A 26,520-nucleotide genomic window follows, 5' to 3' on the forward strand; every position below is an offset into this window, starting at 1 on the left:
ATGAAGAAATTAAGTGAATATCTTGGGAAAATTTAAGAAGCAAGATGCAAATATTCTTTTTCTCCAAGAGTCCCACGGCCCTTTCATCGGATAGAGCCCTTGATTCTTTAATTCGTCAATAATGGCTTTGTTTATTCCAAGTTTACCCCAAATACTTTTATTTCTATATAATGAATAAACTAAGCCGAATAAGGAATTTTGACTCCTGTGATAAATCACATCGGCTAAATATGAATCTGAATGCTCATAGGACTTTGCCAAATCGCGAAAAGAACGTATAATAAAAATCTCGTCCTTGACATACTTTATTTTTTTCTCTGGAATTAATGATTTACTTGTAGAATTGATATGATGGATATAAAAATATGGAATAAGATTTGAAAATAATACTCTATTTGCCTTTGGCATAAGACGATATGTCAGCTCCACATCCTGATGTGTAATGCCTGGGACAAAAAATATATCATTATCAATAAATAATGTCTTCTTCACTATCAATGCACAGATGGAAGAAGGATTATATCCTCTTATAACTGCCTGGACACCCGTGATCACTTCGCAATGCGGTAAACTGGGTTGTCCGCACTCAATAGAGATTAATTCGCCTTGTTCAGAAATCCGCTGCAACTGTATAGCCAAGATATCTAAATCATTATATTCTCCCAATGTCCTAAAAACCTTAGATAATTCTTTGCCATTTAGCTTGTCATCTGCATCAATACACCAAACATAATCCCCTCTACAGTGTTTTATTCCTAAATTCCTTGCTACACTTTGACCTTGATTCTTTTGTGTTAGGTAAGTGATATTTGCATGCTGTTGTTTATACTGCTGAACAATATTCGGTCCATTATCAGTAGAGCCATCATTGATAATAATTATTTCATAATATTCTTCGGGCAATCTGGCATCTAAAATCGAATTCAAACATTTGTCGATGTATGCCCCTGCATTATACATTGGGATGACTATACTTATCTTACACTTATATTTCATGATTCAAGAAGCTAATATAATCAAAATTGTCCAAATAGCGTTTAACGCTAAAAAATCCTTTATACTCAAGTATTTTACCTGGAAACCAATCTCTATATAATGAATGCCCTTTATAAAAAGATATTCTTGTTCTCTACTTTTATCCGTAAGAGAGAAGACCAATTTGGGATACTTTATAGATGAAAAAGCCTTCAGCTCTTTATCCTTTATCGTCCGGCTTTCATATACAATAAACGTATTATTCAAATTTGCCCTCTTCATTCTCTTCATCCACACAGCCCTTCCTTCATCAAAAGATGCATAGTGCACGAAACCTATTTTAATTATACGTCCATTATACTCCTGTATTCCAACAGGAAACACATTCTCTGTTTGTTTCAGTTCATGCACATCTAATTTGGAGAACTCTTCGAGATGTTCAACAAAATAAAGGAAATCTTCAAAGCAAAGAAAGAGTGTATTAATTGTAGGTGTGTTAAACCTCAACCCTAAATCGTGAAGAATAACACCTCCAACACAATTATTGCAGATAATGGTTGGGTTATCATTTCTATTTATGCGAGATTTTCGGATATGATACATCTTACGAGGAAATCGCATCAGTCTGTCCGAAAGCCCTCTTTTATGTCCATTTAAATGGCCTTTCACTCTTTTTATAAAATTCATAGCCTGCCATCCACTTGTTCTCTTGTGATAGAACCTTTTACATCATAGACTACTCCATTCTCAGCTAAGTATCCCCTCCAATCGATTGCGGTAAATTCTTTATGAGAAACAGCGAGAATCACAGCATCATACCTTGCATATTCTGCAACAGAGTTAACAATGCGTATACCATACTCTCTTTCTACCTTGGCACTATCTGCCCATGGGTCGCATACGGTAATGTTATCCGTATATTCCTGCAGTGTGGTATAAATGTCTACAACCTTTGTATTCCGCACGTCGGGACAGTTTTCCTTAAACGTGATGCCGAGAATTAATATCTTAGCATCTTTCACCAGTACTCCTTTCTTATTCATTAGTCTTATCACTTGGTTAGCCACATAGGCTCCCATGCCATCATTCAAACGGCGTGCCTCTGATATGATACGAGGCATAACGCCATACACCTGTGCTTTCTGAATCAAGTAATAGGGATCTACGCTGATACAATGTCCGCCTACCAGACCGGGATTAAGTTTGATGAAGTTCCACTTTGAAGAAGCTGCCTCAATAGCATCGTGCGTATCAATACCCATAGCATTAAATATCTTCGCCAATTCGTTCATAAAGGCGATGTTCACGTCGCGTTGTGAATTCTCAATTATTTTCGATGCCTCGGCTACACGTATCGATGGAGCTTTGTGCGTACCATTCGTTAATACCGAATTGTAAATCGCATCAACAATATCAGCTATTTCGGGTGTAGAACCAGAGGTCACCTTCTTTATCTTCTCCACCGTATGTTCCTTGTCTCCAGGATTAATACGCTCAGGCGAATAGCCTGCATAGAAATCGGTGTTGAACTTCAAGCCCGAAACGTTCTCAACTACCGGCAGGCACTCTTCTTCAGTTACACCAGGGTAAACGGTTGATTCATAAACAACGATGTCTCCTTTTGAGATAACCTTCCCCACGGTAGTACTTGCCCCGATAAGTGGAGCTAAATCGGGTCGGTTATTCGCGTCTACCGGTGTGGGGACAGCAACCACATAGAAGTTGCAGTTGCGTAATTCTTCCAAGTCTGTAGTACATACAAAACCGTTACGTAAGGCCTCTTGTAACAATTCATCCGACACTTCTAACGTTACGTCATGACCTGCCATCAGAGCATTCACGCGATCTTGATTCATGTCAAAACCAATCGTTTTATACTTTGTAGAAAAAAGGCGAGCAAGAGGCAAGCCAACATAACCTAAGCCAATAACAGCAATTTTTATTTCTCTCTTCATATTTATTATCTTTCTAATATTTCATACATATGATAGATATAGTTTAAAAGATGTTTGCGTGATATGGTGTCAAGCATCCGTCTCCTATTTAGATTCACTTCAGCAGCAGATAAAGGAGTCTTCAGCTCTTCTGCATTTAATTCGTTCTGAAGGGCAAACACCCGTATACCAAGATTTTTATGAAACTGATAAGTCAATCCTGAAACAGACAGGAAGACTTTACAACCATTCCATACGCCCAATCTAATATTTCCCATCGCCTGTTGACGTTCATGGAACAAGATGATATTGCTGCAAGAGGAAATAATTTCATTATATTCTTGATAGGGTACAAATTTCTCCATGGCGACAAAGTTCTCACCCCAATACTCTTTACCAACAGTCTTCACTTTCTCACGATAGGCAATTGTTCCTCCATAGCTTAACGGAACATATATCTTACAATTTCCAATATCAATGTTTCGTAAGGATTCAAATACATCTAAGTGATTATTTGTTGGGTCTCCAGAATTACCGATAAGGATGTTATTCCCTTTGGGCAATGGATCTCCGAGGTTTTCTTCCGATACAATATCATCCAAACTAAAATAATATAGACCCACCTGTTGAGCCTTAAAGAAGGGTAGTCTTCTCATCAAGTCATACTCTTGAGGTATCACACTCGAGAAATAATCTATTCGTGAGATTGCCGATTCTATCTTCTTCTTATTGAAAAAATAGTTCATCTCTACATGCAGTCCCATCAGATGCTCCTTAACTCCCTTTCTCATCACACGCTTTGTGTATGGTTTGTATAGCGGGAGCTTTATAAAAGGATGCCCTTTGGTTGGAATAGAATATAAGTCATATCCCCATGAAGACCATATCACTTTTATTCTCTGTGGTATTTGCTGAAGCATATCGAAAACTCCGATTCTCAATCCATGCAATACCAACACCTCGCAGTCTGTTAAAACTCTTATGAGATCCTTGGAAGGGATAATTCTTATATATTCTTTCTGTTGGATATATGTAAAGTTATCACTGGCATGATCTGTTACAATGGCATAAATATGGCTGTGTTTACCTTTTGTATGTTCCATAATAGAGATAAGGACATCTATAAACTTATCATCTACTACCCAATGTAAAAACGTCATTATGATTTTCGTGCTAAAACAGATATGATCTCGTATAGTTCGGGAAATCTTAATAGATATGAGCTACCTATATAATATGTAATTGCTACACAGCTTGCCGTCAAAAGACTAATCAAGCTACCGTTGATAATAGTTGTTAGATAATAAGCAATAAAACCCATCACTATCGAATTGAGTAAAATAGGTAACAGATCTCTCACCTGTTTGAGAAATCCAACCCGAATCAAGGTACCCGTATAATAGGTGTTTATTCCCAATGAAAGAATAGAACCAATAACAAGCCCCCAACACATACCCATGACCCCCATTGGAATTGTACAAGACAGAATCAATACACCAAGTAACTTCTTGTATAATTCTAATTTCAGAAAAAGATCCGAACGTCCCTTCACTTGTAGTAGGTTAAGATTAATGGCATGAATGGGATACCACATCATTGCCAAACTGAGAAGTTGGAGGAACCGAACACAGCCATCCCACTTGGATGTAATCATAACGCGAATGAGAGGCGTAGCAACAGCAGCAAGCATAAGCATGGATGGAAATACCACAAAGGCTGAAACTCGAAGAATTCTTCTATAATTTGAAGCCAATTTCTCATCATCATTCTGCATCAAACTCAATACCGGGAAAGTCACTCTTTGTAAAATCCCTGTTATATTGGAAGAAGGTAGTGAGGCATAACCCTGAGCGCGCGAGAATAGACCCAATTGTATAGGATTGTAGAATTTACCGATTACGATTGGATAGGCATTATTATATAAAGTATCAAGTAAGCCGGAGGCCAGTACCTTAGATCCAAAATTAAACAAATAGCGAAACGATGTCTTGCTAAATCCTGTAACGGGGCGCCAACGTGAGAACAACCAAAGCAGCATACAATTAAATAAAGCCGAACCTGTAGACTGTACCACCAAAGCCCATACACCGAAACCATGGTATGCCATGACAAGTCCAATCACCCCTGAAACAATTGTACAAACGAGAGAGATGATGGCCTGGGATCTAAAATCTACAGCAATCGTAAATAATGCTCGTTGAACCACACATAGCGAATTAAAAATTATGCTCAATCCCGTTACCTTTATAATAGGTGACAATAAAGGTTCGTCATAAAAATCGGCAACCAGTGGAGAGATAAGAAACAGGATGCCATAACAGACTACTCCCACAATAATGTTGAAATAGAACGCCGTAGACTTATCCGCCTCACTCAAGTGCGGTTTCCTTATCAAAGCTGAAGAAAAGCCACTATCTACAAAAGCTTGAGCCACAGCCATAAAAACAACAATCATGGCTACAATGCCATAATCGCTGGGTGTCAGTATGCGTGCAAGGAAAATAGAGAAAACAAAGCTGACGCCTTGTGAAGAGAAGCGATCTACGCTGCTCCAAAACAAACCTCGTGTTGCCTTTGCCTTTAAATTATCAGACATCTCCTATCCCTTACATAACTAAATGTTGGAAGTACAGTTCATCACATCATTCGTCCGACAAGAGTCTCAATCTTTAGTTTCCTTCTTTCCATCCATCGGAACAAAGGTTGCTCTATATACTTGATCCGTAACAAATCAATCATTACACACACAACATAAACTGCTATGACAGAGAGGAATGCGTGTATCCATAAATAATAGGGGGGGGTAAAATATTTGACATTTTTCAAAACGTCACCCCACAACCATTCACGCATGGCATTACTATTGCCATGTATCAACAATACGCCAAATGTAGCTGTTGCTACTCTATTTATCCAAGCGCAGTATGGCAGCTTCATCTCTTTGAAAAAAAGAAATAATGATACGGAGGTAAGTAGGGCAAGAATCTTGTTAGAGTCGCTTACGAAATAATATAACGTTCCGATATGTAACTCTTTTCCCGTCATTTTGACGAGAAAGAAAACTGAAATGATACTAAGATAGACGACCAATAGGCTCCCCAACATCAACAAAACCACTCGCGATCTATTTCTTAGTAGTGATATACCATACAGTCGTATATATGAACCAATAAGGTAGACGACGACATACCATCCTATATATTCATAAAATCCAAAAGGGATGAACGTACCAATAACAGAATAGACGCCAATCAAAAGTATCAGGAGATGCCGAAATTCACGCTGGGACAGAACCCGCACCAACTTGTTGATAAAAGGGATGAGGAGATAGAGTACAATGAATGATCCGACAAAACCATGCCCTATTCCTAAAGGAATCCAAAGCACCATATCTTTCAATTCTCCCCACGAGAAGGGGCGACCGTTCATCAAGAAGATCAAGTATATGGTTGTGGCATAAAACTGTATCTCAAACAATAGCTTAAAGAGCTTCTTCCAAGAAAAACTTTTCTGACACATGAAATATCCTGTTATCAGAATAAAGCAATTAATACCTGTCTTTCCACTCCATCCGAATAGAGCTAAGAAGAGACTGTTCCCAGTTTCATCATTCGCACTCCACACATCTGTAAGACCGCTGTTTACCACATAATGGTGTGCAATAATCATTAACATCAACAAGATGCGGAAAAGTTCAAGGTTTGAATTTCTTACGAACACTTGTGTTTGATCTTTCATGTGGGTTTGCCTGTTTTCTTTGTTTATTTTGGACGACGTGTTCAAAAAAGAATCATTTGCATCGCATTTTTGACGTTTTCCTCCCACCTCTGATGTTCTGATGGAGATTTCTCCTTTTCAGAGATTTCTATGTCAAGGGTCTTTTACAGGATTCGGCAAGCATACTTTGCAACTCCCTGTGGGACAGGATCTTGCAAAGCGCATTCTGTTTTCTTATCTTTTGCAGGTCATTTTCTTAGCTTTTGCCTAGCAATCTCTTAGCTTTTACCATGCATTTTCTTAGCACAGAGCATACAGATGCTTTTCGATCGTAACCATTCATAACGTTGACCATGATCCCCAACTTGCGTATTTTTAGGAGTTTTATTCTAATAGTCAAGTATGTGCCTTAAATTGTTCCGGAATCTACGTGTATGTTCTGCCCTGTGATGCTTTGCGCTTTATCGCTCAGGATAAAGGCCACTGTTTCGGCAACAGAGTTAATCGAAGTCGCTTTTTTGAGTGAAGTGCGCTTGTATATTCTGTCTTTTTGCTCTTCGGTTAGTGTGGAACTCATGCTTGTTTCCATGAAGCCGGGAACCACGATATTGCTTCTGATGCCGAGCTCGCCCCATTCTCTTGCCGTGTCTTTTGAGAAAGCCTCCAAAGCTCCCTTCGATGAGGCATACATGGCCAGACCTTTATAGCCGGTGTGGGCACTGATGGACGAGATGTGAACAATGCAGCCTCGGGTGTGATGCAGCAGCATATTGCGAATGGCATATTTGGTTATCATCATCGGCGTGAACACGTTGACGGCATACATCGCTTGAAGTTTTGCGAGGTTCAGATTGGTTACAATGTCGTCGTAAGCGATGGCGGCGTTATTCACGAAGCCGTGTAAGCGCACTTTGTTCAATACGAAGTCTTTAAAAATAGATTGCCTAACGTTATCGGAGTCCGACAAGTCTACGCTTTTGAAATATAGACGGTCTTGGTATTCTCCTTGCAGCTTCTGAAACTCTTCGCTGAAACTGCGGGCAATACCGTAAACGGTATGACCTTGTTGTAGAAGAACTCTGCATATCTCGAGCCCGACGCCGCGGGAGCAACCTGTTACTAAATAGTTCATCTTTTTTATTCTATTCTGGAATATAAGTAATTCTATATCTTGTTTTTCTTCGGAGTAGATGCTGTTTGCTTGAGGAATAGACGAGCATGCAACTTGTCCCCTTTAGAGAGATGAATACGTGGTATGCATTTATCGTCTATCGTTTTAGTTTGCCAGTCCGCGTTAACGAAAAGGTTTCTACAAACTTGATTCTGCGGGGAATCTTGAAATCCTGCAATCTGCTTTGCAGCTGTTGTCTTATGTCTAATTCCGTGAGCTGCGACTCTTCATCCAATTGCAGTTCTGCGCAAAGAACGTTGCCAAGTATGGCGTTGGCTTTACCATATACCAAGGATTGACGCACGCCTTGAATACTGTTGATCACCTCTTCAACCTCTTGTGGATTTACCTTGTAGCCTCCAACGTTGATGAGTTCGTTCTTTCGGCTTTTGAATTTGAATAGCCCGGCAGCTTCATCCACCCATTCTATCAGGTCGCCCGAATGATAATAGTCGCCATCGAAAGCGAAACTATTTGATTGGCCTAATAAGGAACGATGAATCAACAACTCGTCGTCTACCACTCGGAACAGGCTTCTATTCCTTTCCGGTATCTGAAAATATTCGCCTTTAGCTGCGAACAACGTGCCGGCTTCGGTGGAAGCATACACGTTGTTAATCTTTGCTTGGGGGAATATCCTATGTATCTCTTCGTGCAAATGCGTATCCGACTTCTCGCCTCCCAGCGTAACACGAACAACCGATGGATATTCCTTCTCAACAGGCAGCAATAAACGATAGAATGTGGGGGTGGCTGAGATGTGGGTAATACCATACTCGGCAATCTTTCGATACACTTCTTTCCGACTGTCGTTGAACACATCAACCAGTGTGTTCTTATTCTCGAAAGCCTGAAAGAACACCTGTAAGCCGGCCATGTGAGTGGGATTATAGGCATAGCCCCACACCTGATTCCGATATTTATCGCCTGTGCGAACCGAGCGTGTGAGCGTGTCGATGGAATGAACCACTTGTTTCGGCTGTCCGGTTGTCCCCGATGTGAAAATCGTAATCGTGGAAGTAGATTTCTGCATAGCCGTTATAAGCTCGTCGATATGCTTAAAAGAGTATTTGGGCAGTGCCACCGACTTATTGATAAGCATGGGGTCTATGCCCGACATTTCAGAAATCGACAGATCGGAATCCAACAGCACCAAAGGCTGGTTCGTAGCAATTGCCTTTACCAGATTTGCGAAGAACGCGAAGAGTGTATCGGCCTTATGATAGGGATAGTATTCCTTGTGTAGCTGAATCTCCTCCAGCAGCATAGCATACGAATACTCTCTTTCTCTGTCATAAAGGAACATTGCCATTACTTCTGTAGCTTAGTATAGACCTCTGAAACAGTGTTCACAAGTCCGTCTTCAAAGATGTCAATATCGAAAGCATCTTCTATCTTCACTGTCAGTTCTGCTAAGTCGAAGGATGTTAGGCCAAGGTCATCGCGAAGATTATCTCCTTCGTGAATTTCCTGTAGCAGTTCTAACCCTTTTACTGCTCGTATTTCATTGATAATTTCTAATACTTTTTCTTCCATATTGTTTAAAATGATCTTTCTTTTCTATTGGAATATTACCTTTTTGTTAGATTAAAGTTATCCCTCCATCAATAACCAAATTGATACCTGTAACCCAATTGGAAGCATTGGATAATAAATAAATAACAGCCCATGCAATCTCGTTCGGTTGTCCGTATCGTTTTAATGGGTACATCGCCTTATCCTTATCTAATTGTTCTGTTGTAAGTGCACCTGTATTAATAAGTTCTGTCTCGACCATCCCTGGACAAACCGCATTTACTCTAATATTTTTATTTCCCAACTCTTTAGCTGCCCCTGCAATAAATGTGCTTATAGCCCCTTTACTTGTAGCATACATAGAATTTCCTAAAGAGACATACCCAATACCTGCGATAGAACTTGTGAATACGATAGAGGATCTATTGAGTATCTTCTTCTCCTTTAGGAGATTTTTTAGGAGCATAATAGGAGCAATCGTATTAATTTGCAGAATGCTTTTTAACCTCTCTTCCTTAATGAAATTAACCGGCCGCGATTCAACAATCCCAGCATTATTCACGAGTCCATGAATAACGGGGAGTTGAGAAACCATCTCTGCCATAGCTTTGGAGTCAGTCAAGTCACACAAGAACATTTTGTGCCCTTCGCCCGACAATTCGCTCATCGTCTCTTCAAGTCTCTCCTTGTTCCTTGCCATAGCGATCACCTTTGCTCCTAATTTAGAACATTCTATCGCTGTGGCTTTGCCTATGCCAGACGAAGCTCCTGTAACGAGGATGGTTTTTCCCTCTAAAGAGAATGGATTGTAATTGCTCATCATACTTCAACTAAGTTGGATACAACAACCTGTTCTGTAGAAAACGCAACCGTTCCCCATGACAGACCTACTCCGAAGCCACAGCAGATAAATTTTGTCGGTCGGTTTTCTATTTTTCCCTTTAACTGCGTTACCATTGTTAAGGGTATAGAGGCGGAAGAAGTATTGCCGAATTCATACATGCACGATGGAACCTTTGCCGGGTCTATACCCAGCTTTTTTATAATCATCGTATTCATCTTCATATTGGCTTGATGGAAGACGTAATAATCGGCTGTTTGGTAATCAAAGCTAAAATGTTCAGCCAATTTCTTTACCGATTTGGCTGCGGTACCCATGCCGAAGACAAAGACATCCATGCCTTTCATTCGCGTCTGTAGTCTGTTTAGCTTTTTCCCTTCTACGTCTTCATACTCCAAGGACTGTGCTGTTATCTGGTTCCTACTGCCACCATCAGGCGTGATAATAGCATCATAGCCAGAACCATCTGTCCCAAAATGGAATTGAAACCCTTTAGCCCCTTCAGCATATTCCAGTGCGGTTACGGTTCCAGCATGCCCGAAGAGAGGATCAAGAGGTCCTTCTGCTATAGGCTTAGCGTCTCCTACTAATAATAACGCCTTTTTCATACTCCCTGTAGAGAGTAAAGAGGCTATGGTGCTGAGCCCATAGACCCAACCGGAACACCCTAAAGAAATATCTTCAGCATAACATTCCTTACTCAAGCCCAGCCTGTCCTGCAGTATGCAAGAAGTGGCGGGCAGTATGTAGTCTGGTGTTTGAGAAAGGAATATCAGCATGTCTATATCCTTTTTCTCCCATTTCAAATCCGTAATCAATCTTTCTGCTGCTTCATAGCATAAGTCTGAAGTAGTTAGAGATGAGGATATCCTACGTTCTTTTACACCAGTTGTTTCTACAAAGGCCTCAGGCGTGTAATCAGTGGAAATATTATCTTTATCATTTGGATAAAGATTGCTCATAATATTTTTAGGCACACCCGCTGAAAGACCAGACAGCCTTACGTTCTTTATCTCTATAAATGCCATTAACCTCTTGATTTTACGATATTAAATAGGTCTTCTATCGTATTGCTACCCTTGATGTCATCTCCTTTCACGGTCACGTCGTATTCTTCATCAATCATTGCTATGATTGACAACGCAACTAAGGACGACCATTCATCAAGCTCTTTGAATACGGTCTCTGCTTTAAATGCACTCGCATCAGTATCATCAAACTGTGCTGCAAAATTCTCAATAAAATCTTTTAATTCCATGTTGATTAAATGTTATATAGTTAAAAAATAAAAGCTTTAAAACTTTAGTCGTATTGCAGGATTCCCAAATACGGTAGTATTTTCTTTAACTCGCCGTATAACGACAGCACCAGCTCCTACGATTGCATGGTTATCAACCTTTTGATGAGGGGTAATAATCGCTCCTGTATGGATGGTAACAAAATCTCCGATAGTAGCATAGCCTCCAATGAATGCGAAGGATTCTATCTCGCAATAATCACCCATCACCATGTCATGTCCCGTTGTAACATACTGTTGCAGTGTCACGAAATTGCCAACTGTCGCATTATTCGAAAGACTGACATCCTTAAAAATAATACAGCCGTATCCAATCTTTGTAAAGTCAGAGACATAAGCCTGTTTATGTATTAGATTGATAAATGTTCCTCCCTTTTGAAGAATTATATCGGTATATTTCTTCTTATAATGTACGTCCCCCAATGCACAGATAAAGACATCGTCGGGCTGTGGTTGATAATGCTCCACACTGTCAATAATAGGAGGATAATCCCCCAACCCATCTAAAGCATCTGATTTGCTATCCAAGAAACCTTTTACAATGAATTCTTCATTATATCCTCTACAAAATTTTGTTGTAGAGAATATCTCTCGTCCAAATCCTCTTGCACCTATAATTAATAAGTTCTTCATTTTGCAATACAATCAATGGTTCTTTGGATGTCTTCTTCGCTCAACGCGTGATGCATCGGCAAACAGATTACGCTGTTTGCCATCTTTGTGGCTTGCGGAAGATTGGCAGGATTGGCACTCTCTAATCCACGGTAGGTGGAGAACTCGCTGATGAGAGGATAGAAATAACGGCGTCCCCACACATTTCTATCCTTCATCTTGAAGTATAACTCATCGCGGGTCATACCATATCTCTCTGCATCCACAAAGATGGGGAAGTAACTGTAGTTATGTCTTACGCCGGGTATATCATCCCAGAAGGATATACCTTCTACGTTACGCAGTGCCTTACGATAGGCCATTGCCACCTTCTGTCTTGCCTCAATGGCGGCATCCACTTGCCTAAGGTTGAGCAATCCGTATGCAGACCGCACCTCATCCATCTTACTATTGATGCCGGGAGCTACCACTTCTGTCTCACTGGCGAAGCCAAAATTCTTCAGATAGTCAATGCGTTTCTTTGTCTTTTCATCGTGCATCACCAACGCACCACCTTCAATGGTGTTATAAACCTTAGTAGCATGAAAACTCAATGTAGCCACATCTCCCGCATTAATGATACTTTGACCATTCACCTCCACGCCAAAGGCGTGTGCTGCATCGTAGATAACCCTTAGCCCATATTTGTCGGCAATACTCTGAATGGCCCCCACATCGCATGGCTTACCATATACATGCACCGGCAGAATAGCTGTGGTACGGGGTGTTATGGCGGCCTCTATCTTATTGGGATCAATGTTTCCTGTACGCGGATTAATATCCACAAACACGGGTTTTATACCGTTCCACCACAGGGCATGTGTCGTTGCAACAAAACTATAGGGAGTTGTTATCACCTCACCTGTGATATGCAGAGCTTGGAAAGCCGTTATCAGAGGCAGCGTACCATTGGTAAACAGACTGATATATGGCACTTTCAGATATTCGCAAAGAGCTTTTTCCAACCGCTGATGAAACGATCCGTTGTTCGTAATCCACTTGCTATCCCATATCTCTTTTAAGAGAACGTTGAACTCTTCCAAATCAGGGAGCAGCGGAGCGGTAACTGTTATAATCTTCTTATCCATTTATTTGCTTAGCAATATCAATTTTCTTCAAACATCCGCATCACTCTTTCCACAATCGGAGCCATGTCGTAGTATTTGTATTCGGCCAGTCTACCACCGAAGATAACGTGTGATTCCTGATCTGCCAGCTGTTTATACTGCTGGTAAAGCAAACTGTTACGTTCGTCGTTAACGGGATAATAGGGCTCCATACCCGACTGCCACTCGGTGGAATACTCTTTAGAGACCACTGTCTTAGGGTTCTGATACACCTCTTCGCCGAACGATTCGAAATGCTTATGTTCAATGATACGCGTATAAGGTACCTCGGCTTCGGTGTAATTCACCACCGCATTTCCTTGATAGTTGGGCATATCAAGCACCTCATGTTCAAAACGCACGGTGCGATATTCCAGATTCCCGAATCGATAGTCGTAGAATTCATCGATTTTACCGGTAAAAACCACCTCCTTTGCCAAAGCATTGAATTCATCCCGGTGGCTAAAATAATCGGTATTCAGGCGTACTTCCACCCCCTTGAGCAAAGCCTCAATCAGGCGATTATAGCCTCCTATGGGGATGCCTTGATAACGATCGTTGAAATAGTTGTTGTCATAGACAAAACGAACGGGCAATCGTTTGATAATAAAAGCAGGTAAATCCGTGCACTTCCGGCCCCATTGTTTCTCGGTATAACCCTTGATGAGCCGTTCGTAAATATCGCTACCGATTAATAATAAAGCCTGTTCTTCCAAGTTGCGAGGCTGGGCAATACCCTCCGATTGCATTCTTTTCAGCACTTCTTGGCGTTGCTCTTCAATCTTGTTCATCGCCTCTTGCGGCGTTGTTACTCCCCACATCTGGTAGAAAGTGTTCATATTGAAAGGCAGATTGTAGAGACTTTTTCCGTAGCGAGCCACCGGACTGTTGGTGTAACGGTTGAATTCCACCAGCGAGTTGACAAAGTCCCACACACGCCGATTGGACGTATGGAAGATATGGGCCCCGTATTGATGCACCCTGATTCCCTCTACATCTTGGCAATAGATGTTTCCACCTGCGTGCGGACGTTTGTCTATCACCAGGCACCTCTTGCCTTGTTTCCGTGCTAAATGGGCAAAGGTTGCTCCAAAAAGGCCAGAACCGACAATCAGATAATCATACATAAAGATAAGTGATTCTTTTGTGGATGACCCGATAGGTCAACATATAGAAGAGATTTACTCTTCTTTTCCGTTCTTTTTCTCGTTTCTTTCAAAGTGCGTTCTTTTTGCCATGACAAAGTTCAAGCGAGCTTGGCATTGTTCATTTGTCTGAACAAAAACGTCCTTCGAGAAGTAAATGTTGTGATGCAGTGGTCGTAATGCACACCGTCTCCTCCCTCTTTTCTCTCTTGAAAGAGGCAAAGGATGTGGTTATCCCTCATTACGACATTCCCCCTGCTTTAGAATGAAATGATCATTCGCAAGTATTTGTCTATAACGTCTTTATCTATCTCGCATCAAATCGAGTGAATTGCTGCAACGGGAGAAGCCCCTTTGTTTGCTGCAAAACACAATTTTTGCAAAAGTAGATATTTTTCTTGAAAGAAACAATAGGGGAAGCCCTAATTAAAATAGGAATTTACACCAGGTCTTTTCTTTGCTTTTTACAGCCGTTCGGAGAGAGAACATACTTCATAGGCTGGCTCTTCCCCTCGAGCATCTAAAAAAGGCCCATTTCATCGGAAAGAAAAGACATTGTTAACGGACGGAGAGGTGCACCGTCTCCGCCCGAAAACACTTTTTATGCAGGGCTCGTTATCAAATGTGTCGGCCCCGAAACGCAACCGTCAAGGTGCGTCAAAGATTCGCCTTCTGTGAAAGAGCCGCTATAGGAAGAGGCTACAACCGAAGACCGCTGCTATGGTAACCATCAGCGCAAGGACTTTCAGGATGAAGAGAATCATCTCGCGACGCTCTCTGTCAAGCCTCATCTGCGCCGCCTTTACCCACCAGAACGCCGAGAATAGCCGTGGCGATGGCAGCAATCACTTTGATGACGAGTTTCCAAGTCGACATGTTGTTTTTACTCATGGAATGTTGATTTTAGGGTTGATACATGGTATTGAAAAGGTATGTACAAAGGGGTGGAATCGTTGTTTAGTGTCCGCTGGGAGGCGTTACGCTGCCACCGCCTGCGCCCGACGAGGCCTTTTTGCGCGCCTTTTCTACCTTGTTGTCGGGCAACTCTCTCACCTTGCAGCCATGCAGTAAGGCTTTCACACGCGACTTGTCTTTGTTGACCCGCACCTCCGGCCGAAACAGCACATGGGTGCCCACTACATTCTTCGTCACATTGAAGTCTTCGGCCTTGGCGGCAGGCTTGGTGTTAAGCCCAATCTTAAAGGTGCCGAGCCCATCGAGCTTGATTCGCTTCGAGTCTTGCAACTGTTGCTTCATCACATCCACCAGTTCGGCAATCACGGCTACGATGTCCGACCGCTTCAGGGTGCAGTTCTGCTGCATGATGTCGGCCAATGCCATGGTGTTGACGGTCTCGGTGGCCACTGCGCGTGCATACCACTGACCCTTGAACTTGCTTTCTTTTCTCTTTTCTTGGTGCAATTTATAAAACACTGCCATAAGAATAATGTTTAAATGGTTAAATTAATAAAGTTGAGAATATTGGTTTTGTCTTCGACGCGCCTCTTCCTTTTTGTCGCGATGCGTTAGTCGACGTTACGCATTTTTCTCGATTTCATCGGGAGATTTGTGTCTCATTACGTTTGCAAAGTTAGCACATTTCGGTCCCCTTGTCAAGAGTTGATGGGATAGAGTATGGGATAGTTTTTCATCAATACTTGCTGATGACGATCGATCGGTTGATCATAACCCGCTCGCAATCAGATGATTAAATTTTCCGATCGTCGGCGTTGAACTTTCGTTCTTCGGCGTTCCAGATGAAAGGAAACGTGAATCCACCGGGCGCCGTCGCTCTTTCGGTGTTCGAAGAAGAGCTGATGGTAGGGCAATGTTTTCTCGATGAAATGGTACATTTTAAGTCCTACCTCTCGATTCGACACGTGTATGTCGGCGGCCTCGCCGCAAAGATGCTGCGAATGGCCCACTCCGCCCACAGCTTGGTTGAGTGCTTGGCAGCGATAGCCGCTCGTGATCCGAATCACGCCGAAGCGACGGCGCAACGGTTCGAGAATGTTTTCGCAAAGTAAACGCAGATTTTTCACCACCTCTGCGGAGGGTTCGTTAGCGATGTTCAGTCGCACAGCTGCGCCGGAGCGTATCATCTCGGCCAGCGTAAAGTGTTGTGTAAGGTTCATGATTGTTAAATAGAAATACGATTATATCCTTCATCTCACGTCATCAGCGATGCATATAATCACCCATGTCCAGCCATTCTTGCAGCGGTTGAGGCCGATTCTGTTCGAAAAGCAGCCAGCCATATCGCTCGAGCACAGGTCGTTGATAGACATTTTTGCGCAGCATGCCCTTGCTCACCGGGGCATAGGGATTGCGGGGCACCGGTAAATGCAGATTAGCGCAGATGCGCCGAACAAGCCAAAGGAAAGAGGCAGCCCGCCCCTCGTCGTCTTTTACGTCTGCAAAACGGTAGACGATGTGGGTCATTTCCAGCAGATCGATTTTTGTGCCTCTCCATCTTCGTCGTTCGTTTGGAGCGGTTTGCAGCAGTGGCAGAAAAGCCTTTATCAAGTGTCTGCGCGCCAAATCCAGTTGTTCTTTCCCCGTTTGGGGGAGGGTTGTTGTTGCTTTCATGTGTTGAAACGTTTTTTTCGACATACATTATTTATACATATTAAGGTGTGATTTTTTGTGCGAATCGGCATCCATTGCTATTCCGATTTCGACTGCAAACTTAGGATCTTAAATGGAAGTATTCTTTCTAAAAATCACTATTCCCGTTAAAATGATATAAAAACATTCGTTCGGTATCGCTGTCAGGCACTCTTTACACGCACGATGACGCAGCCCTTGTCGATCGCCTCCCAACTCCTATTGCACCAAAGGACAACGTCTTTGGGGATAGGGATGCAGGATGGTGCGGAGAGGTTGAAGAAGTAGCGTTGGGCAAAAGCTAAGAAAACGAAGGCCCATCTCTTAGCTTTCGGCTTGCATTTTCTTAGTTTTTGGCCTGCGTTTTCTAAGCTTTTGCCATGTGCTTTGTAAGCCGCTGGTTGCCAGGGAGATAAAAAGGAACCTGCGGGAGGAGAAACGAGAGAGGGAAAAGCAAGAAGGAAAGACGGCTCCGATCGCCGTTTTTTGCGTATATTTGCAGTTCCATCTTAACGGAAGAACAATGAAAACAACGTCTACGCCTCCACTCCTCGAAACGCCGGTGCCTGCCCGTGGGCAGGGTTATGGACCAGTTCTCTCGCTCACGCTCGCCCCGATGCCTCGCCTACGCGTAGGTTTTGTGGGACTGGGGGCGCGCGGATGCCAAGCCGTTCGTCGTTGGTGCCATCTCCAGGGTGTAGAGATAACGGCTCTCTGCGATGCGTCTCGTCAGGCCACGGAAGAGGGAGTGCAAGTTGTCGAGCAGGCCGGCCTGCCGCGCCCAACCCTCTATTGGGGCGAGAAGGCTTACAGAGAGCTGTGCCGACGGCTGGATTTACATTTGGTTTATGTCTGCACCGACTGGCTCTCTCACACTCCTATTGCTCTCGAAGCCATGGCCTGCGGCAAGTGTGTAGCCATGGAAGTGCCGGCAGCCACTACGCTTTCCGACATTTGGCAGCTGGTAGACGCCGCTGAACGCAGCCGGCTTCACTGCATGATGTTGGAGAATTCGGTGTACGACCACTTCGAGATGTCTGTCCGATCGATAGCGCAAGCTGGGCTTTTCGGTCATGTGGTGCACGTGGAAGGTGGCTATGCCCACCCCATCGGAGAGCGATGGACGGCCTGGAGAATGGCGTATAACCAACAAACTCGGGGCGATCTCTACCCCACACATGGTTTGGCACCGGCCTGCCAGCTGTTGGGCATTCACCGAACCGACCGCTTAGAGCGTCTCGTCGCCATGGACACGGCGGCCTTTTCGGGGCCCGATGTCTATCGCCGCCTCATGGATCGCCCCTGCAATGCTTTTGCCAACGGCGACCAAACCTCTACGCTCATCCGCACTGCACAAGGGAAAACCATCTCTTTGCAACACAACGTGATGACGCCCCGCCCTTATAGCCGCTTCTTTCAGGTGGTGGGCACGCAGGGTTATGCTGCCAAATATCCGGCAGAAGAGTTGGTTTTCAGTTCCGCTTCGGCGGCAAAGCTGGGCCTCGAGACCGGCGTAGGCGATGCGCCGCTCACCCCAGCGCAGAGGGAAAAGGTGCTGCAAAGGTTTCGTCCGCCCTTCTCCGAGCAGACGTTGCAACTGGCCCGGCAGCTCGATTCGCGGGGCGGCATGTCGTTCTTGATGGACTTCCGCCTGGCGCAATGTCTCCAACAGGGACTCCCGTTGGACATGGACGTGTATGATTTAGCCGAATGGTGTTGCGTGGCCGAGCTCTCTCGGCTCTCCATCGAGCAGGGGTCGGTACCCGTCTCTGTGCCCGATTTCACGCGGGGCGCTCTGCCTTCTTCTCTCTCTTCGGACTTTTCTACACCCTGATGGCTACTCGTTTGCCCCGTCGAAAGACAAATCGACAAAAACCGAAAGGCAGAGATGACATTTTTTCTTCTCCGATTATATATATTAAAAAAGAAGTGTTATTTTTGCAAGTTGTTAGTATCTTTTTATTAGAAAACCGTTGTGGAGAAAACCATAGACATAGATAGCATACTGAAAAGCAAAATGGGCGATCGGGCTCGGCTGGTGCCTTCCTTGTTGATAAGGTGGCTCAAGCATATTCTCCACCAAGACGAGGTGAACGCTTTCCTTTGGGATAGTAGGCATTTGACGGGTGTAGAGTGGCTCGAAGCCTGCGTACGCTATCTCGACATGACGCTCGACATCCGCGGAAAAGAACATTTGCCCGACAAAAACAACGGTAAGCTCTACACTTTTGTCTCCAATCACCCCCTCGGAGGTATCGATGGGGTGGCTCTTGGGGCTTTAATAGGACGTCACTACGACGGAAACTTCCGCTATTTGGTGAACGACCTGCTGATGAATCTCCCCGGTTTGGCTCCGCTTTGCATCCCTATCAACAAGACCGGAAGCCAAAGTCGCCGCTTTCCGGCGATGGTCGAGGCTGGATTTAAAAGCGGAAAACATCACATCTTGATGTTCCCCGCCGGATTATGCAGTAGGAAAAACAACGGCATCATCCGCGATATTCCTTGGAGCAAAACGTTTATTACTAAGAGCGTAGAGGCTCAACGAGACGTAGTGCCTATCCATTTCGGCGGTCGAAACTCGGCTCGCTTCTATGCACTGGCCCATCTTTGCAAGCGGTTGGGCCTCCGATTCAATTTTGCCATGCTGTTCTTGGTGGACGAGATGTATCGAAATGTGCACCAAACGTTCACTGTCACCATTGGAAAACCCATTCCCTGGCAAACGTTCGACAAGAGTAAAACGCCGATGGAATGGGCTCATTTTGTAGAAAATAAGGTCTATGACCTGCCCCTAACAGAGCAATGATTCACTCTCAAACCAACCATCCCATCACAAGAAAGAAGGTTGCGGAAACCGACAACCGCATAACATCAGGCAAAATGGAAGAAGACATCATCCAACCGGTAGACAGACGCTTGCTCAAAAGCGAACTTACCCCCGAAAAACAACTCCGTATGACCAACAAAAGCCATAACGAAATCTATATCGTTACGGCTCAAAACTCGCCTCATGTGATGAAAGAGATCGGTCGTTTGCGCGAAATCGCCTTCCGCAATGCAGGCGGTGGAACGGGAAAAGCGGTGGATATAGACGAGTTTGACACCATGGACGGAGGCTATAAGCAGCTCATCGTGTGGAATCCCGATGCCGAAGACATCATCGGAGGCTACCGTTTTCTTTATGGAACAGACTGGAAGATGAATGCCAACGGGCAGCCTTTGCTGGCCACCAGTCACATGTTTCGCTTCTCGGAGAAATTCCTTACCGAGTATATGCCTTATACAGTAGAGCTTGGCCGATCGTTCGTAGCGGTGGAATATCAGAGCATTCGCAAGGGAGCCAAAAGCATTTTTGCACTCGATAACCTTTGGGACGGACTCGGAGCACTCACCGTGATCAACCCCAACCTGAAGTATTTCTTTGGCAAAATGACCATGTACCCTTCGTACATTCGGCGCGGACGCGACATGATTCTTTACTTTCTCAAGAAGCATTTCGACGATAAAGAGAATCTCATTACCCCGATGAAACCGCTGATAATCGAGACCGACCCTCGCGAACTCGAAGCTCTTTTCTGTCAAGACGACTTCAAAGAGGATTATAAAATCCTGAATCGGGAAATCCGGGCCTTGGGTTATAATATCCCACCGCTGGTCAATGCCTACATGGGGCTAAGTCCTACCATGAAGCTTTTTGGCACTGCCATCAACAATGGCTTCGGAGATGTCGAAGAAACGGGCATCCTTATCGCCGTAGACGAGATTTTAGAAGAGAAGCGGGTGCGCCATATCGATAGCTTTATCCAGGCCAACCGCGAAACATTGGAGTTGACAACAGGACTCAACAAAATCATTTATCGCGAAAAAGTATAATCTCTTACAACCGGCTTACTCCATTTCATTACCGATGAAATGGCCGAAAATCGCTCCCGTCGGGGCGATTTTTCTTTTTATTGTGCCGCTGATGAAAGGAGCAAGGAGGCGAATGTAAGGAGTAAGAGGGGAAAGTAATAGGGAGGGAGAAAGGGAATTGCACATCCGTTGAAGTTCATCAACAACTCCGTCAGCTTAGCTTTCGCACTTCAAAAGCTAAGAAAACGCATTGCGAAAGCTAAGAAAACGTGATGCAAAAGCAAAGCTTTTGAAAACGGGTTTGCAAGTGGCTGTGTACCAACTCACGAACCCGTTGCAATGCAAAGAGAGGAACGCGGAGAAAGGAAGTAAAGAAGAGAGGAACGTTCAGTCGAAAAGTCCGGGTTGAAGACTGTTCTCCGTCAGTATGTTTCGGCCCAAGTGGCGATAGGCCAACTCGGTGACCATGCGCCCGCGAGGGGTTCTTTTGATGAAACCCTCCATGATAAGATACGGTTCATAGACCTCTTCCAGTGTGCCGGCATCCTCACCTATGGCCGTGGCAATGGTAGAAACACCCACCGGTCCGCCTTTAAACTTATCGATAATGGTGAGCAAGATCTTGTTGTCTATCTCGTCCAGGCCATACTGATCGATGTTTAACGCCGTGAGAGAGAGGCGTGCGATGGTGGTGTCGATGCGTCCGTTGCCTTTCACTTGGGCAAAGTCGCGCACACGACGGAGCAGGGCATTGGCGATACGAGGCGTGCCACGAGAACGTCGAGAGATTTCGATGGCAGCGTCTTCGTCTATCGGAACATTCAGGATTCGGGCCGAACGGCGGATGATTCTCGCCAGTGTGTCGGGGTCGTAATACTCTAAATGCAGGTTGATGCCGAAGCGAGCGCGGAGCGGAGCGGTAAGGAGTCCGCTGCGAGTCGTGGCTCCGATGAGTGTAAAGGGGTTGAGGTCGATTTGGATGGAACGGGCCGACGGACCCTTATCGATCATGATGTCGATGCGATAATCTTCCATGGCCGAGTAGAGATACTCTTCTACCACGGGCGAGAGACGGTGTATCTCGTCGATAAAGAGCACGTCGTTGCTCTCGAGTGAGGTAAGAATGCCGGCCAAATCGCCGGGCTTGTCGAGTACAGGACCGCTGGTGATCTTGAAGCCTACGCCCAATTCGTTGGCGATAATGTTGCTCAAGGTGGTCTTCCCGAGTCCTGGCGGCCCGTGCAAAAGGGTGTGGTCGAGCGGCTCACCGCGATATTTGGCGGCTTCGACAAATACCTCTAAGTTTTCCACCACTTTGCTCTGACCGCTGAAATCCTCGAATTTCGGCGGACGAAGGGCGTTTTCAAACTCGCGTTCCGAAGGCGTAACATGCTCTTCTCTGATGTCAAAGTCTTCTGTCATAGTGCAAAGATACGCTTTTTTTGCAACTCGGTTGCACGTCGTTACGACTAACTTTGTAGCGGGTTTCCTTTGCTGGCGAGTTCGGAAACGGGCCAATCCGCGAGGAAACAAGTATGAACTTTCCTAATAAAAGAGGTATGAAAATGGGTAAGATAACAGCGTATTGGCAACCGTTGGTGGCCGGCGCGTTGCTCGGAACGGGCCTTTTGCTCTCGTGGCAGGAGGCAGATTGGTTTCAAAGTGGCTGGGTAAGACTGGCGTGGTATGTGGTTTCGTTCCTTCCGGTGGGACTGAACGTGATGCGCGAGGCCTGGGAATGCGCGGCAGAGGGCGACTTCTTCAGTGAGTTTATGCTCATGAGCGTGGCTTGCATCGGGGCTTTCTGCATTGGCGAATATCCTGAAGCCGTGGCCGTGATGTGGCTCTACCACATCGGCGAAACGCTGCAAGACAAGGCTGTAGACAAGGCCCGAGGGCACATCAAGAGTTTGATGGCCTTCCGTCCCGACCGAGTCCGACTGGCCGAAACGGGCCAGATGGTGGCTCCTGAGGTTGTAGACGTGGGCTGTTTGATCGAGGTGCTGCCCGGCGAACGCGTGCCCTTAGACGGCGTTCTGCCCCCCGACGCACCCTGCGCAGAGGTGAACACCGCAGCACTCACCGGCGAAAGCATGCCCCGAACGGTGGCGGCGGGGCAAGAAATTCTGGCCGGAATGGTGGTGATGGGTAGGCCTGTACAACTGAAAGTGAGGCGAAAGGCGGCCGATTCGGCTCTCGCTCGCATCTTGAAAATGGTGGAAGAGGCTGCCGAGCGAAAGGCGCCCACCGAGCTTTTTGTGCGTCGGTTTGCTCATGTTTACACGCCGGTGGTCATTGTTTTGGCCCTGCTCACGGTATTGTTGCCTTGGGTCTACTCGCTCCTGAACGGTTCTTTCTACTACGATTTCAGTTTGTGGCTCAACCGTGCGCTGGTGTTTCTCGTCATCTCCTGTCCTTGCGCACTGGTCGTTAGCATCCCGTTGAGCTACTTTGCAGGCATCGGCACGGCTTCGCGACAGGGCATTTTGTTCAAAGGGGGTGGCAGTTTAGACGCGCTGACGGGTATCGATGCCGTGGTGTTCGACAAGACAGGAACGCTTACCACGGGAATCTTCGAGGTGCAGGAGGTGAGCGGTCTGTCTGAAGAAGACCTGCAGACCGTTGTCGCTATGGAGCGAAGCAGCAATCATCCCATTGCCCAAGCCATTACGAAAGGGCATGAGGGCGTGGCCAAAATCGCTGCCACCGACCTCCCGGGCTATGGCCTTTCGGCTGTGGTAGACGGCGAAACCTGGCTCGTTGGCACACTCCGGCTGATGGAGAAAGAGGGGATTGCCTATCCGGAAGCTTTGAAGCAGATGCCCGAAACGATGGTCTCTTGTGCCTGTAATGGCTGTTTCAAGGGGTATCTCTTGCTGTCCGACACACTGAAAGCCGATGCTCGCCAGGCCATCGATGCGCTGAAGGCGGCCCGGGTGGGGCATATCGAGCTGCTCTCGGGCGACAAACAGGCGCTTGTCGACCGGGTAGCCCAGCAATTGGGCATTGAAAAAGCCTCGGGCGACTTGCTTCCCGAGCAGAAAGCAGAGCGCATCGAGGCGTTGAAACGAACTGGAAAACGTGTGGCTTTTGTAGGCGATGGCATCAACGATGCTCCGGTATTGGCTCTTAGTCACGTAGGGATTGCCATGGGAGGGATGGGGGCCGACATGGCTATCGAAACTGCTGATGTGGTGCTTCAGGCTGATCTCCCCTCGCATTTGGCCGTGGCCCTCCGCATCGGCAGGCGCACCCGGCGCATCGTTATCCAGAATATTACTTTCGCACTGGGCGTGAAACTCTTGGTGATGGGCCTGGGCGTCTTGGGCATGGCCAACCTTTGGGAGGCTGTTTTTGCCGATAGCGGCGTGGCATTGCTGGCCGTGCTGAACGCGTTGAGGGTGAAAAACGCCTAAACTCTGACTTATTTGAGATTGAAAATCACCGACGTGCCCAACATGAACGGCTTGCCCTGCTGTCCCATCTTGTGCGAGGCTACGAAGTAATAGGCCAGATAACGGGTGTTGGTGGTGTTTCTCGTCCACACCTCCCACGTAAATCTACCTTTCGTTGCAGCTACTTTCAGGTTGAGCAAGCTGTAGAAAGACTGTTTCATCGCATTGTCTTCGCGCCAGTATAGCTTGCCCACGCCTGTGAGATTGGCGTTGAAGAGGAGCTTGTCCAACCATTTACCCGTGGGGTAGAGGGTGTAGTTGGCATTGAGCGAGAGCGTGTTCCGAGGCACCATAGGTAGCATGTGGCCCGAGTAATCTTGGGCTTCCATCTCCGCACGCAGCATCTTGGCGTAGGTATAACCGTAATTCATTTGCAGGAAAAGTCCTTTTACGGGATTCATATTCACGGAGAGTTCTAAGCCCTTGCTGGACGAATGGGCTACGTTGCGCACGATATTGCCCAGGGCTGGGATGGTGATGGGCAGCTGCTGATGCTTCCAGTCGATGTAAAACAGACTGGCCTCGAGAGTCAGTCGGCCGTCGCAAAGGCCGATTTTCGTGCCTATCTCGTAGTTCCAGGTGTATTCTGGCTGATAAGAACGATCGGCTTCGGTTTTGATCGAGGCATTGAATCCACCGGCCTTAAACCCTTTCGACACCGTGGCATAGAGCATCCGGTAGAGCGAGGGCTGGTATTTCAGCGTGAACTTGGGCGTGAGCTGCGTGTTGTGCAGGCGACTCTGAAAGCTGCTGAGCTCTGTTCGTCCGGAAGGATTGTTGAGTGGTGTACGATAGGAATGATGGTCGATGTGCGCCTCTTCGAAGTCGTAGCGCAGACCAAGAGAGGCTGAGAAATGAGTAAATAGATCGAACGTGGAGACGTGATACACCGCGATGCCGGCGGTAGAGAGGCGATTGGAGCGTTCGGCATTGAAGTTCTTCTGAATATAATCGGTGTATGAGGTAAAGTTTTCTCGTTGGTAGAACCCAAAGAGGCCGGTGATCCAGTGATACCACGTGTCGTTTTTCGAACGGAAGGTGAACTCCTGGCTCCACTGGTTTTGTCGCAGCGGTACGTTCACAAAGAGGAGGTCGGCCTGGGTGTAGTCTTGGTCTACGTGAATCTTATCATGGCTGTGCTGGAAAGCTGTCTGACTGTTGAAGCTGAACCGACGACGATCGTACCGCCAGTTCATCCCTGCCATGGCCACTAACCGTTGATAGCCGCTCTCGCGGTTGTAGAAAACGGGTTGAAGTCGGGCTGCAGTCTCGTCGTAAAGACCGTAAGGGTAACCTTTTTGGCGAGTGAGATCGAGACTGAAACTATACCGCGCGAGCCAGTTGGGAGAGGGTTTCCAGGTCAGACCCAGTCGTGCCGTTCCGTTGTTGATGCGATCGGCCTTCGTGCCAAGATAGTGATTGCGAAAGAAACCGTCGTTGTGATGATAGTTGGCCGTAAGCGAAATGCCAACACTGGGCGAGAGTCGGTTGTAGGTGGATAGGCCTATTTGCAGATCGTTGTAGGTGGCGAAGCTCGCTTTGAGCATCGTGTTCTGGTAGTCGAGCGGCGAATGGGTGAAGATATTGATGAGACCCGCGGTGGCGTTTCGCCCGAAGAGCGTGCCTTGCGGACCGCGTAATACCTCTACTTTGCTTACCCCGAAAAGATCCATATCTAATACCGTGCGGTCGAAATAGGGCATTCCGTCGACGTAGATACCTACCGCAGGCGAATTGATTTTCGACCCGATGCCCCTAATATAAATAGGAGAATACTGCCGGGAACCGTAGTCGGGCATGTAAAAGTTGGCCATCATGCCGCTGAGATCTCGTAAGCCGGCGAGTTCATTGTTCTGAACGAAGAGGCTTCCCACGGTCGATTGCGACACGGGCGAGAGTGCAGCGCGGTCTTGTTTGAAACCTATCACGGCCACTTCTTCCAATTGTTCGCCTATGCGCACAGAGTCTTCTGTCTCTGCCAGGGCTGTTGTTGTCAATGCTAAGCTAAATAAAATTCCGTATAATCTCATCGATAGTGTGATCAAGAGGTTGCAAAATTATACAAAAACCCTACCAACCGCAATCCTTATTTATAAGGAAAGTAGTGCGAGTGGGTGCCTTGCACGAGGCATCCGCTTCGATGGAAGGGCATCTTTCTTACTTGCCTGCCTGTGGTTTTGTTTTCAAAATAAGGGAGCCGCATCCATACCAGGAGGCAGAATGCGGCTCTTTGAGGTGGATATGCATTGAT

25 protein-coding genes are annotated in these 26,520 nt (G+C 45.8%); 4 read left to right on the forward strand and 21 right to left on the reverse strand.

Annotated features, from left to right (window positions below; translation table 11 throughout):
* Positions 1–9: 9 nt before the first annotated feature.
* The 19 genes from J5A66_RS00535 to J5A66_RS00625 form a co-directional block, all read right to left on the reverse strand.
* The gene (locus J5A66_RS00535) at positions 10–927 is read right to left on the reverse strand and encodes a glycosyltransferase (RefSeq protein ID WP_249109980.1); all 918 of its coding nucleotides are present in this window, start codon (positions 925–927) and stop codon (positions 10–12) included.
* A 72-nt stretch (positions 928–999) separates the two neighbouring features.
* Positions 1,000–1,662 (reverse strand): DUF1919 domain-containing protein, encoded by a 663-nt coding sequence (locus J5A66_RS00540; RefSeq protein ID WP_249109981.1) that lies wholly within the window; start codon positions 1,660–1,662, stop codon positions 1,000–1,002.
* Positions 1,659–2,930 (reverse strand): nucleotide sugar dehydrogenase, encoded by a 1,272-nt coding sequence (locus tag J5A66_RS00545; RefSeq protein ID WP_211790561.1) that lies wholly within the window; start codon positions 2,928–2,930, stop codon positions 1,659–1,661. The genes J5A66_RS00540 and J5A66_RS00545 overlap by 4 nt, the downstream gene beginning before the upstream one ends.
* 5 nt (positions 2,931–2,935) lie before the next feature.
* Positions 2,936–4,069: a TDP-N-acetylfucosamine:lipid II N-acetylfucosaminyltransferase gene (locus tag J5A66_RS00550; RefSeq protein WP_211790562.1), complete on the reverse strand. Its 1,134-nt coding sequence runs from the start codon at positions 4,067–4,069 to the stop codon at positions 2,936–2,938.
* Entirely contained in the window at positions 4,069–5,505 is a 1,437-nt protein-coding gene (locus J5A66_RS00555) for a lipopolysaccharide biosynthesis protein (protein ID WP_211790563.1), read from the reverse strand. Before J5A66_RS00555 ends, J5A66_RS00550 begins: the two co-directional genes overlap by 1 nt.
* A gap of 41 nt (positions 5,506–5,546) precedes the next feature.
* A complete protein-coding gene (locus J5A66_RS00560; protein WP_211790564.1) occupies positions 5,547–6,647 on the reverse strand; it encodes an acyltransferase in 1,101 nt (366 codons plus the stop codon).
* Positions 6,648–7,035: 388 nt separating this feature from the next.
* The gene (locus tag J5A66_RS00565; RefSeq protein ID WP_211790565.1) at positions 7,036–7,758 is read right to left on the reverse strand and encodes an SDR family NAD(P)-dependent oxidoreductase; all 723 of its coding nucleotides are present in this window, start codon (positions 7,756–7,758) and stop codon (positions 7,036–7,038) included.
* 136 nt (positions 7,759–7,894) lie between these two features.
* Entirely contained in the window at positions 7,895–9,109 is a 1,215-nt protein-coding gene (locus J5A66_RS00570) for a fatty acid--CoA ligase family protein (protein ID WP_211790566.1), read from the reverse strand.
* Positions 9,109–9,333, reverse strand: a complete 225-nt coding sequence (locus J5A66_RS00575) for an acyl carrier protein (RefSeq protein ID WP_211790567.1) — start codon at positions 9,331–9,333, stop codon at positions 9,109–9,111. Before J5A66_RS00575 ends, J5A66_RS00570 begins: the two co-directional genes overlap by 1 nt.
* Positions 9,334–9,379: 46 nt before the next feature.
* Entirely contained in the window at positions 9,380–10,135 is a 756-nt protein-coding gene (locus J5A66_RS00580; protein WP_371742860.1) for an SDR family NAD(P)-dependent oxidoreductase, read from the reverse strand.
* Complete coding sequence (locus J5A66_RS00585) at positions 10,132–11,181, reverse strand: 3-oxoacyl-ACP synthase III family protein (RefSeq protein WP_211790568.1); 1,050 nt, start codon at positions 11,179–11,181, stop codon at positions 10,132–10,134. Before J5A66_RS00585 ends, J5A66_RS00580 begins: the two co-directional genes overlap by 4 nt.
* On the reverse strand, positions 11,181–11,411 hold the full coding sequence (locus J5A66_RS00590) for an acyl carrier protein (RefSeq protein ID WP_211790569.1): 231 nt from the start codon (positions 11,409–11,411) through the stop codon (positions 11,181–11,183). Before J5A66_RS00590 ends, J5A66_RS00585 begins: the two co-directional genes overlap by 1 nt.
* A gap of 36 nt (positions 11,412–11,447) precedes the next feature.
* Positions 11,448–12,083 (reverse strand): acetyltransferase, encoded by a 636-nt coding sequence (locus tag J5A66_RS00595; RefSeq protein ID WP_211790570.1) that lies wholly within the window; start codon positions 12,081–12,083, stop codon positions 11,448–11,450.
* On the reverse strand, positions 12,080–13,189 hold the full coding sequence (locus J5A66_RS00600) for a DegT/DnrJ/EryC1/StrS aminotransferase family protein (protein ID WP_211790571.1): 1,110 nt from the start codon (positions 13,187–13,189) through the stop codon (positions 12,080–12,082). Before J5A66_RS00600 ends, J5A66_RS00595 begins: the two co-directional genes overlap by 4 nt.
* 17 nt (positions 13,190–13,206) lie before the next feature.
* Positions 13,207–14,334, reverse strand: coding sequence for a UDP-galactopyranose mutase (glf, locus tag J5A66_RS00605; protein WP_211790572.1), 1,128 nt, complete (start codon positions 14,332–14,334; stop codon positions 13,207–13,209).
* A gap of 798 nt (positions 14,335–15,132) precedes the next feature.
* On the reverse strand, positions 15,133–15,228 hold the full coding sequence (locus tag J5A66_RS00610; protein ID WP_249109982.1) for a smalltalk protein: 96 nt from the start codon (positions 15,226–15,228) through the stop codon (positions 15,133–15,135).
* Between the two features lie 81 nt (positions 15,229–15,309).
* Complete coding sequence (locus J5A66_RS00615; RefSeq protein ID WP_211790574.1) at positions 15,310–15,792, reverse strand: HU family DNA-binding protein; 483 nt, start codon at positions 15,790–15,792, stop codon at positions 15,310–15,312.
* Between the two features lie 260 nt (positions 15,793–16,052).
* The gene (locus tag J5A66_RS00620; protein WP_211790575.1) at positions 16,053–16,487 is read right to left on the reverse strand and encodes a D-Ala-D-Ala carboxypeptidase family metallohydrolase; all 435 of its coding nucleotides are present in this window, start codon (positions 16,485–16,487) and stop codon (positions 16,053–16,055) included.
* 43 nt (positions 16,488–16,530) lie between these two features.
* On the reverse strand, positions 16,531–16,941 hold the full coding sequence (locus J5A66_RS00625) for a hypothetical protein (protein ID WP_211790576.1): 411 nt from the start codon (positions 16,939–16,941) through the stop codon (positions 16,531–16,533).
* 541 nt (positions 16,942–17,482) lie between these two features.
* On the opposite strand from J5A66_RS00625, the gene J5A66_RS00630 reads away from it, so the two are divergent.
* The 3 genes from J5A66_RS00630 (at position 17,483) to J5A66_RS00640 (ending at position 20,835) form a co-directional block, all read left to right on the forward strand.
* Positions 17,483–18,793 (forward strand): Gfo/Idh/MocA family protein, encoded by a 1,311-nt coding sequence (locus tag J5A66_RS00630; protein WP_211790577.1) that lies wholly within the window; start codon positions 17,483–17,485, stop codon positions 18,791–18,793.
* Between the two features lie 183 nt (positions 18,794–18,976).
* Positions 18,977–19,768, forward strand: a complete 792-nt coding sequence (locus J5A66_RS00635; RefSeq protein ID WP_211791378.1) for a 1-acyl-sn-glycerol-3-phosphate acyltransferase — start codon at positions 18,977–18,979, stop codon at positions 19,766–19,768.
* Positions 19,769–19,842: 74 nt separating this feature from the next.
* On the forward strand, positions 19,843–20,835 hold the full coding sequence (locus J5A66_RS00640) for a GNAT family N-acetyltransferase (protein WP_211791379.1): 993 nt from the start codon (positions 19,843–19,845) through the stop codon (positions 20,833–20,835).
* Positions 20,836–21,201: 366 nt separating this feature from the next.
* Here J5A66_RS00640 and ruvB read toward each other — a convergent pair whose 3' ends face one another.
* Complete coding sequence (gene ruvB / locus J5A66_RS00645; RefSeq protein WP_211790578.1) at positions 21,202–22,236, reverse strand: Holliday junction branch migration DNA helicase RuvB; 1,035 nt, start codon at positions 22,234–22,236, stop codon at positions 21,202–21,204.
* Between the two features lie 143 nt (positions 22,237–22,379).
* On the opposite strand from ruvB, the gene J5A66_RS00650 reads away from it, so the two are divergent.
* The gene (locus tag J5A66_RS00650) at positions 22,380–24,230 is read left to right on the forward strand and encodes a heavy metal translocating P-type ATPase (RefSeq protein ID WP_249109983.1); all 1,851 of its coding nucleotides are present in this window, start codon (positions 22,380–22,382) and stop codon (positions 24,228–24,230) included.
* Between the two features lie 8 nt (positions 24,231–24,238).
* On the opposite strand, the gene J5A66_RS00655 is transcribed toward J5A66_RS00650, so the two are convergent.
* Positions 24,239–26,299 carry a TonB-dependent receptor gene (locus J5A66_RS00655; protein WP_211790579.1) on the reverse strand — a complete coding sequence of 687 codons (2,061 nt, stop codon included), beginning with the start codon at positions 26,297–26,299 and terminating at the stop codon, positions 24,239–24,241.
* Between the last annotated feature and the right edge of the window lie 221 nt (positions 26,300–26,520).

Source organism: Prevotella sp. oral taxon 475, from assembly GCF_018127805.1.
Lineage (GTDB): Bacteria > Bacteroidota > Bacteroidia > Bacteroidales > Bacteroidaceae > Prevotella.

Excerpts from the sequence above, each read along its gene's own strand:
- J5A66_RS00540 (WP_249109981.1), bottom strand. The coding sequence starts at position 1,662 with ATGAATTTTATAAAAAGAGTGAAAGGCCATTTAAATGGACATAAAAGA.
- J5A66_RS00545 (WP_211790561.1), bottom strand. The coding sequence starts at position 2,930 with ATGAAGAGAGAAATAAAAATTGCTGTTATTGGCTTAGGTTATGTTGGC.
- J5A66_RS00550 (WP_211790562.1), bottom strand. The coding sequence starts at position 4,069 with ATGACGTTTTTACATTGGGTAGTAGATGATAAGTTTATAGATGTCCTT.
- J5A66_RS00555 (WP_211790563.1), bottom strand. The coding sequence starts at position 5,505 with ATGTCTGATAATTTAAAGGCAAAGGCAACACGAGGTTTGTTTTGGAGC.
- J5A66_RS00560 (WP_211790564.1), bottom strand. The coding sequence starts at position 6,647 with ATGAAAGATCAAACACAAGTGTTCGTAAGAAATTCAAACCTTGAACTT.
- J5A66_RS00565 (WP_211790565.1), bottom strand. The coding sequence starts at position 7,758 with ATGAACTATTTAGTAACAGGTTGCTCCCGCGGCGTCGGGCTCGAGATA.
- J5A66_RS00570 (WP_211790566.1), bottom strand. The coding sequence starts at position 9,109 with ATGGCAATGTTCCTTTATGACAGAGAAAGAGAGTATTCGTATGCTATG.
- J5A66_RS00575 (WP_211790567.1), bottom strand. The coding sequence starts at position 9,333 with ATGGAAGAAAAAGTATTAGAAATTATCAATGAAATACGAGCAGTAAAA.
- J5A66_RS00580 (WP_371742860.1), bottom strand. The coding sequence starts at position 10,135 with ATGATGAGCAATTACAATCCATTCTCTTTAGAGGGAAAAACCATCCTC.
- J5A66_RS00585 (WP_211790568.1), bottom strand. The coding sequence starts at position 11,181 with ATGGCATTTATAGAGATAAAGAACGTAAGGCTGTCTGGTCTTTCAGCG.
- J5A66_RS00590 (WP_211790569.1), bottom strand. The coding sequence starts at position 11,411 with ATGGAATTAAAAGATTTTATTGAGAATTTTGCAGCACAGTTTGATGAT.
- J5A66_RS00595 (WP_211790570.1), bottom strand. The coding sequence starts at position 12,083 with ATGAAGAACTTATTAATTATAGGTGCAAGAGGATTTGGACGAGAGATA.
- J5A66_RS00600 (WP_211790571.1), bottom strand. The coding sequence starts at position 13,189 with ATGGATAAGAAGATTATAACAGTTACCGCTCCGCTGCTCCCTGATTTG.
- glf (WP_211790572.1), bottom strand. The coding sequence starts at position 14,334 with ATGTATGATTATCTGATTGTCGGTTCTGGCCTTTTTGGAGCAACCTTT.
- J5A66_RS00610 (WP_249109982.1), bottom strand. The coding sequence starts at position 15,228 with ATGTCGACTTGGAAACTCGTCATCAAAGTGATTGCTGCCATCGCCACG.
- J5A66_RS00615 (WP_211790574.1), bottom strand. The coding sequence starts at position 15,792 with ATGGCAGTGTTTTATAAATTGCACCAAGAAAAGAGAAAAGAAAGCAAG.
- J5A66_RS00620 (WP_211790575.1), bottom strand. The coding sequence starts at position 16,487 with ATGAACCTTACACAACACTTTACGCTGGCCGAGATGATACGCTCCGGC.
- J5A66_RS00625 (WP_211790576.1), bottom strand. The coding sequence starts at position 16,941 with ATGAAAGCAACAACAACCCTCCCCCAAACGGGGAAAGAACAACTGGAT.
- J5A66_RS00630 (WP_211790577.1), top strand. The coding sequence starts at position 17,483 with ATGAAAACAACGTCTACGCCTCCACTCCTCGAAACGCCGGTGCCTGCC.
- J5A66_RS00635 (WP_211791378.1), top strand. The coding sequence starts at position 18,977 with ATGGGCGATCGGGCTCGGCTGGTGCCTTCCTTGTTGATAAGGTGGCTC.
- J5A66_RS00640 (WP_211791379.1), top strand. The coding sequence starts at position 19,843 with ATGGAAGAAGACATCATCCAACCGGTAGACAGACGCTTGCTCAAAAGC.
- ruvB (WP_211790578.1), bottom strand. The coding sequence starts at position 22,236 with ATGACAGAAGACTTTGACATCAGAGAAGAGCATGTTACGCCTTCGGAA.
- J5A66_RS00650 (WP_249109983.1), top strand. The coding sequence starts at position 22,380 with ATGGGTAAGATAACAGCGTATTGGCAACCGTTGGTGGCCGGCGCGTTG.
- J5A66_RS00655 (WP_211790579.1), bottom strand. The coding sequence starts at position 26,299 with ATGAGATTATACGGAATTTTATTTAGCTTAGCATTGACAACAACAGCC.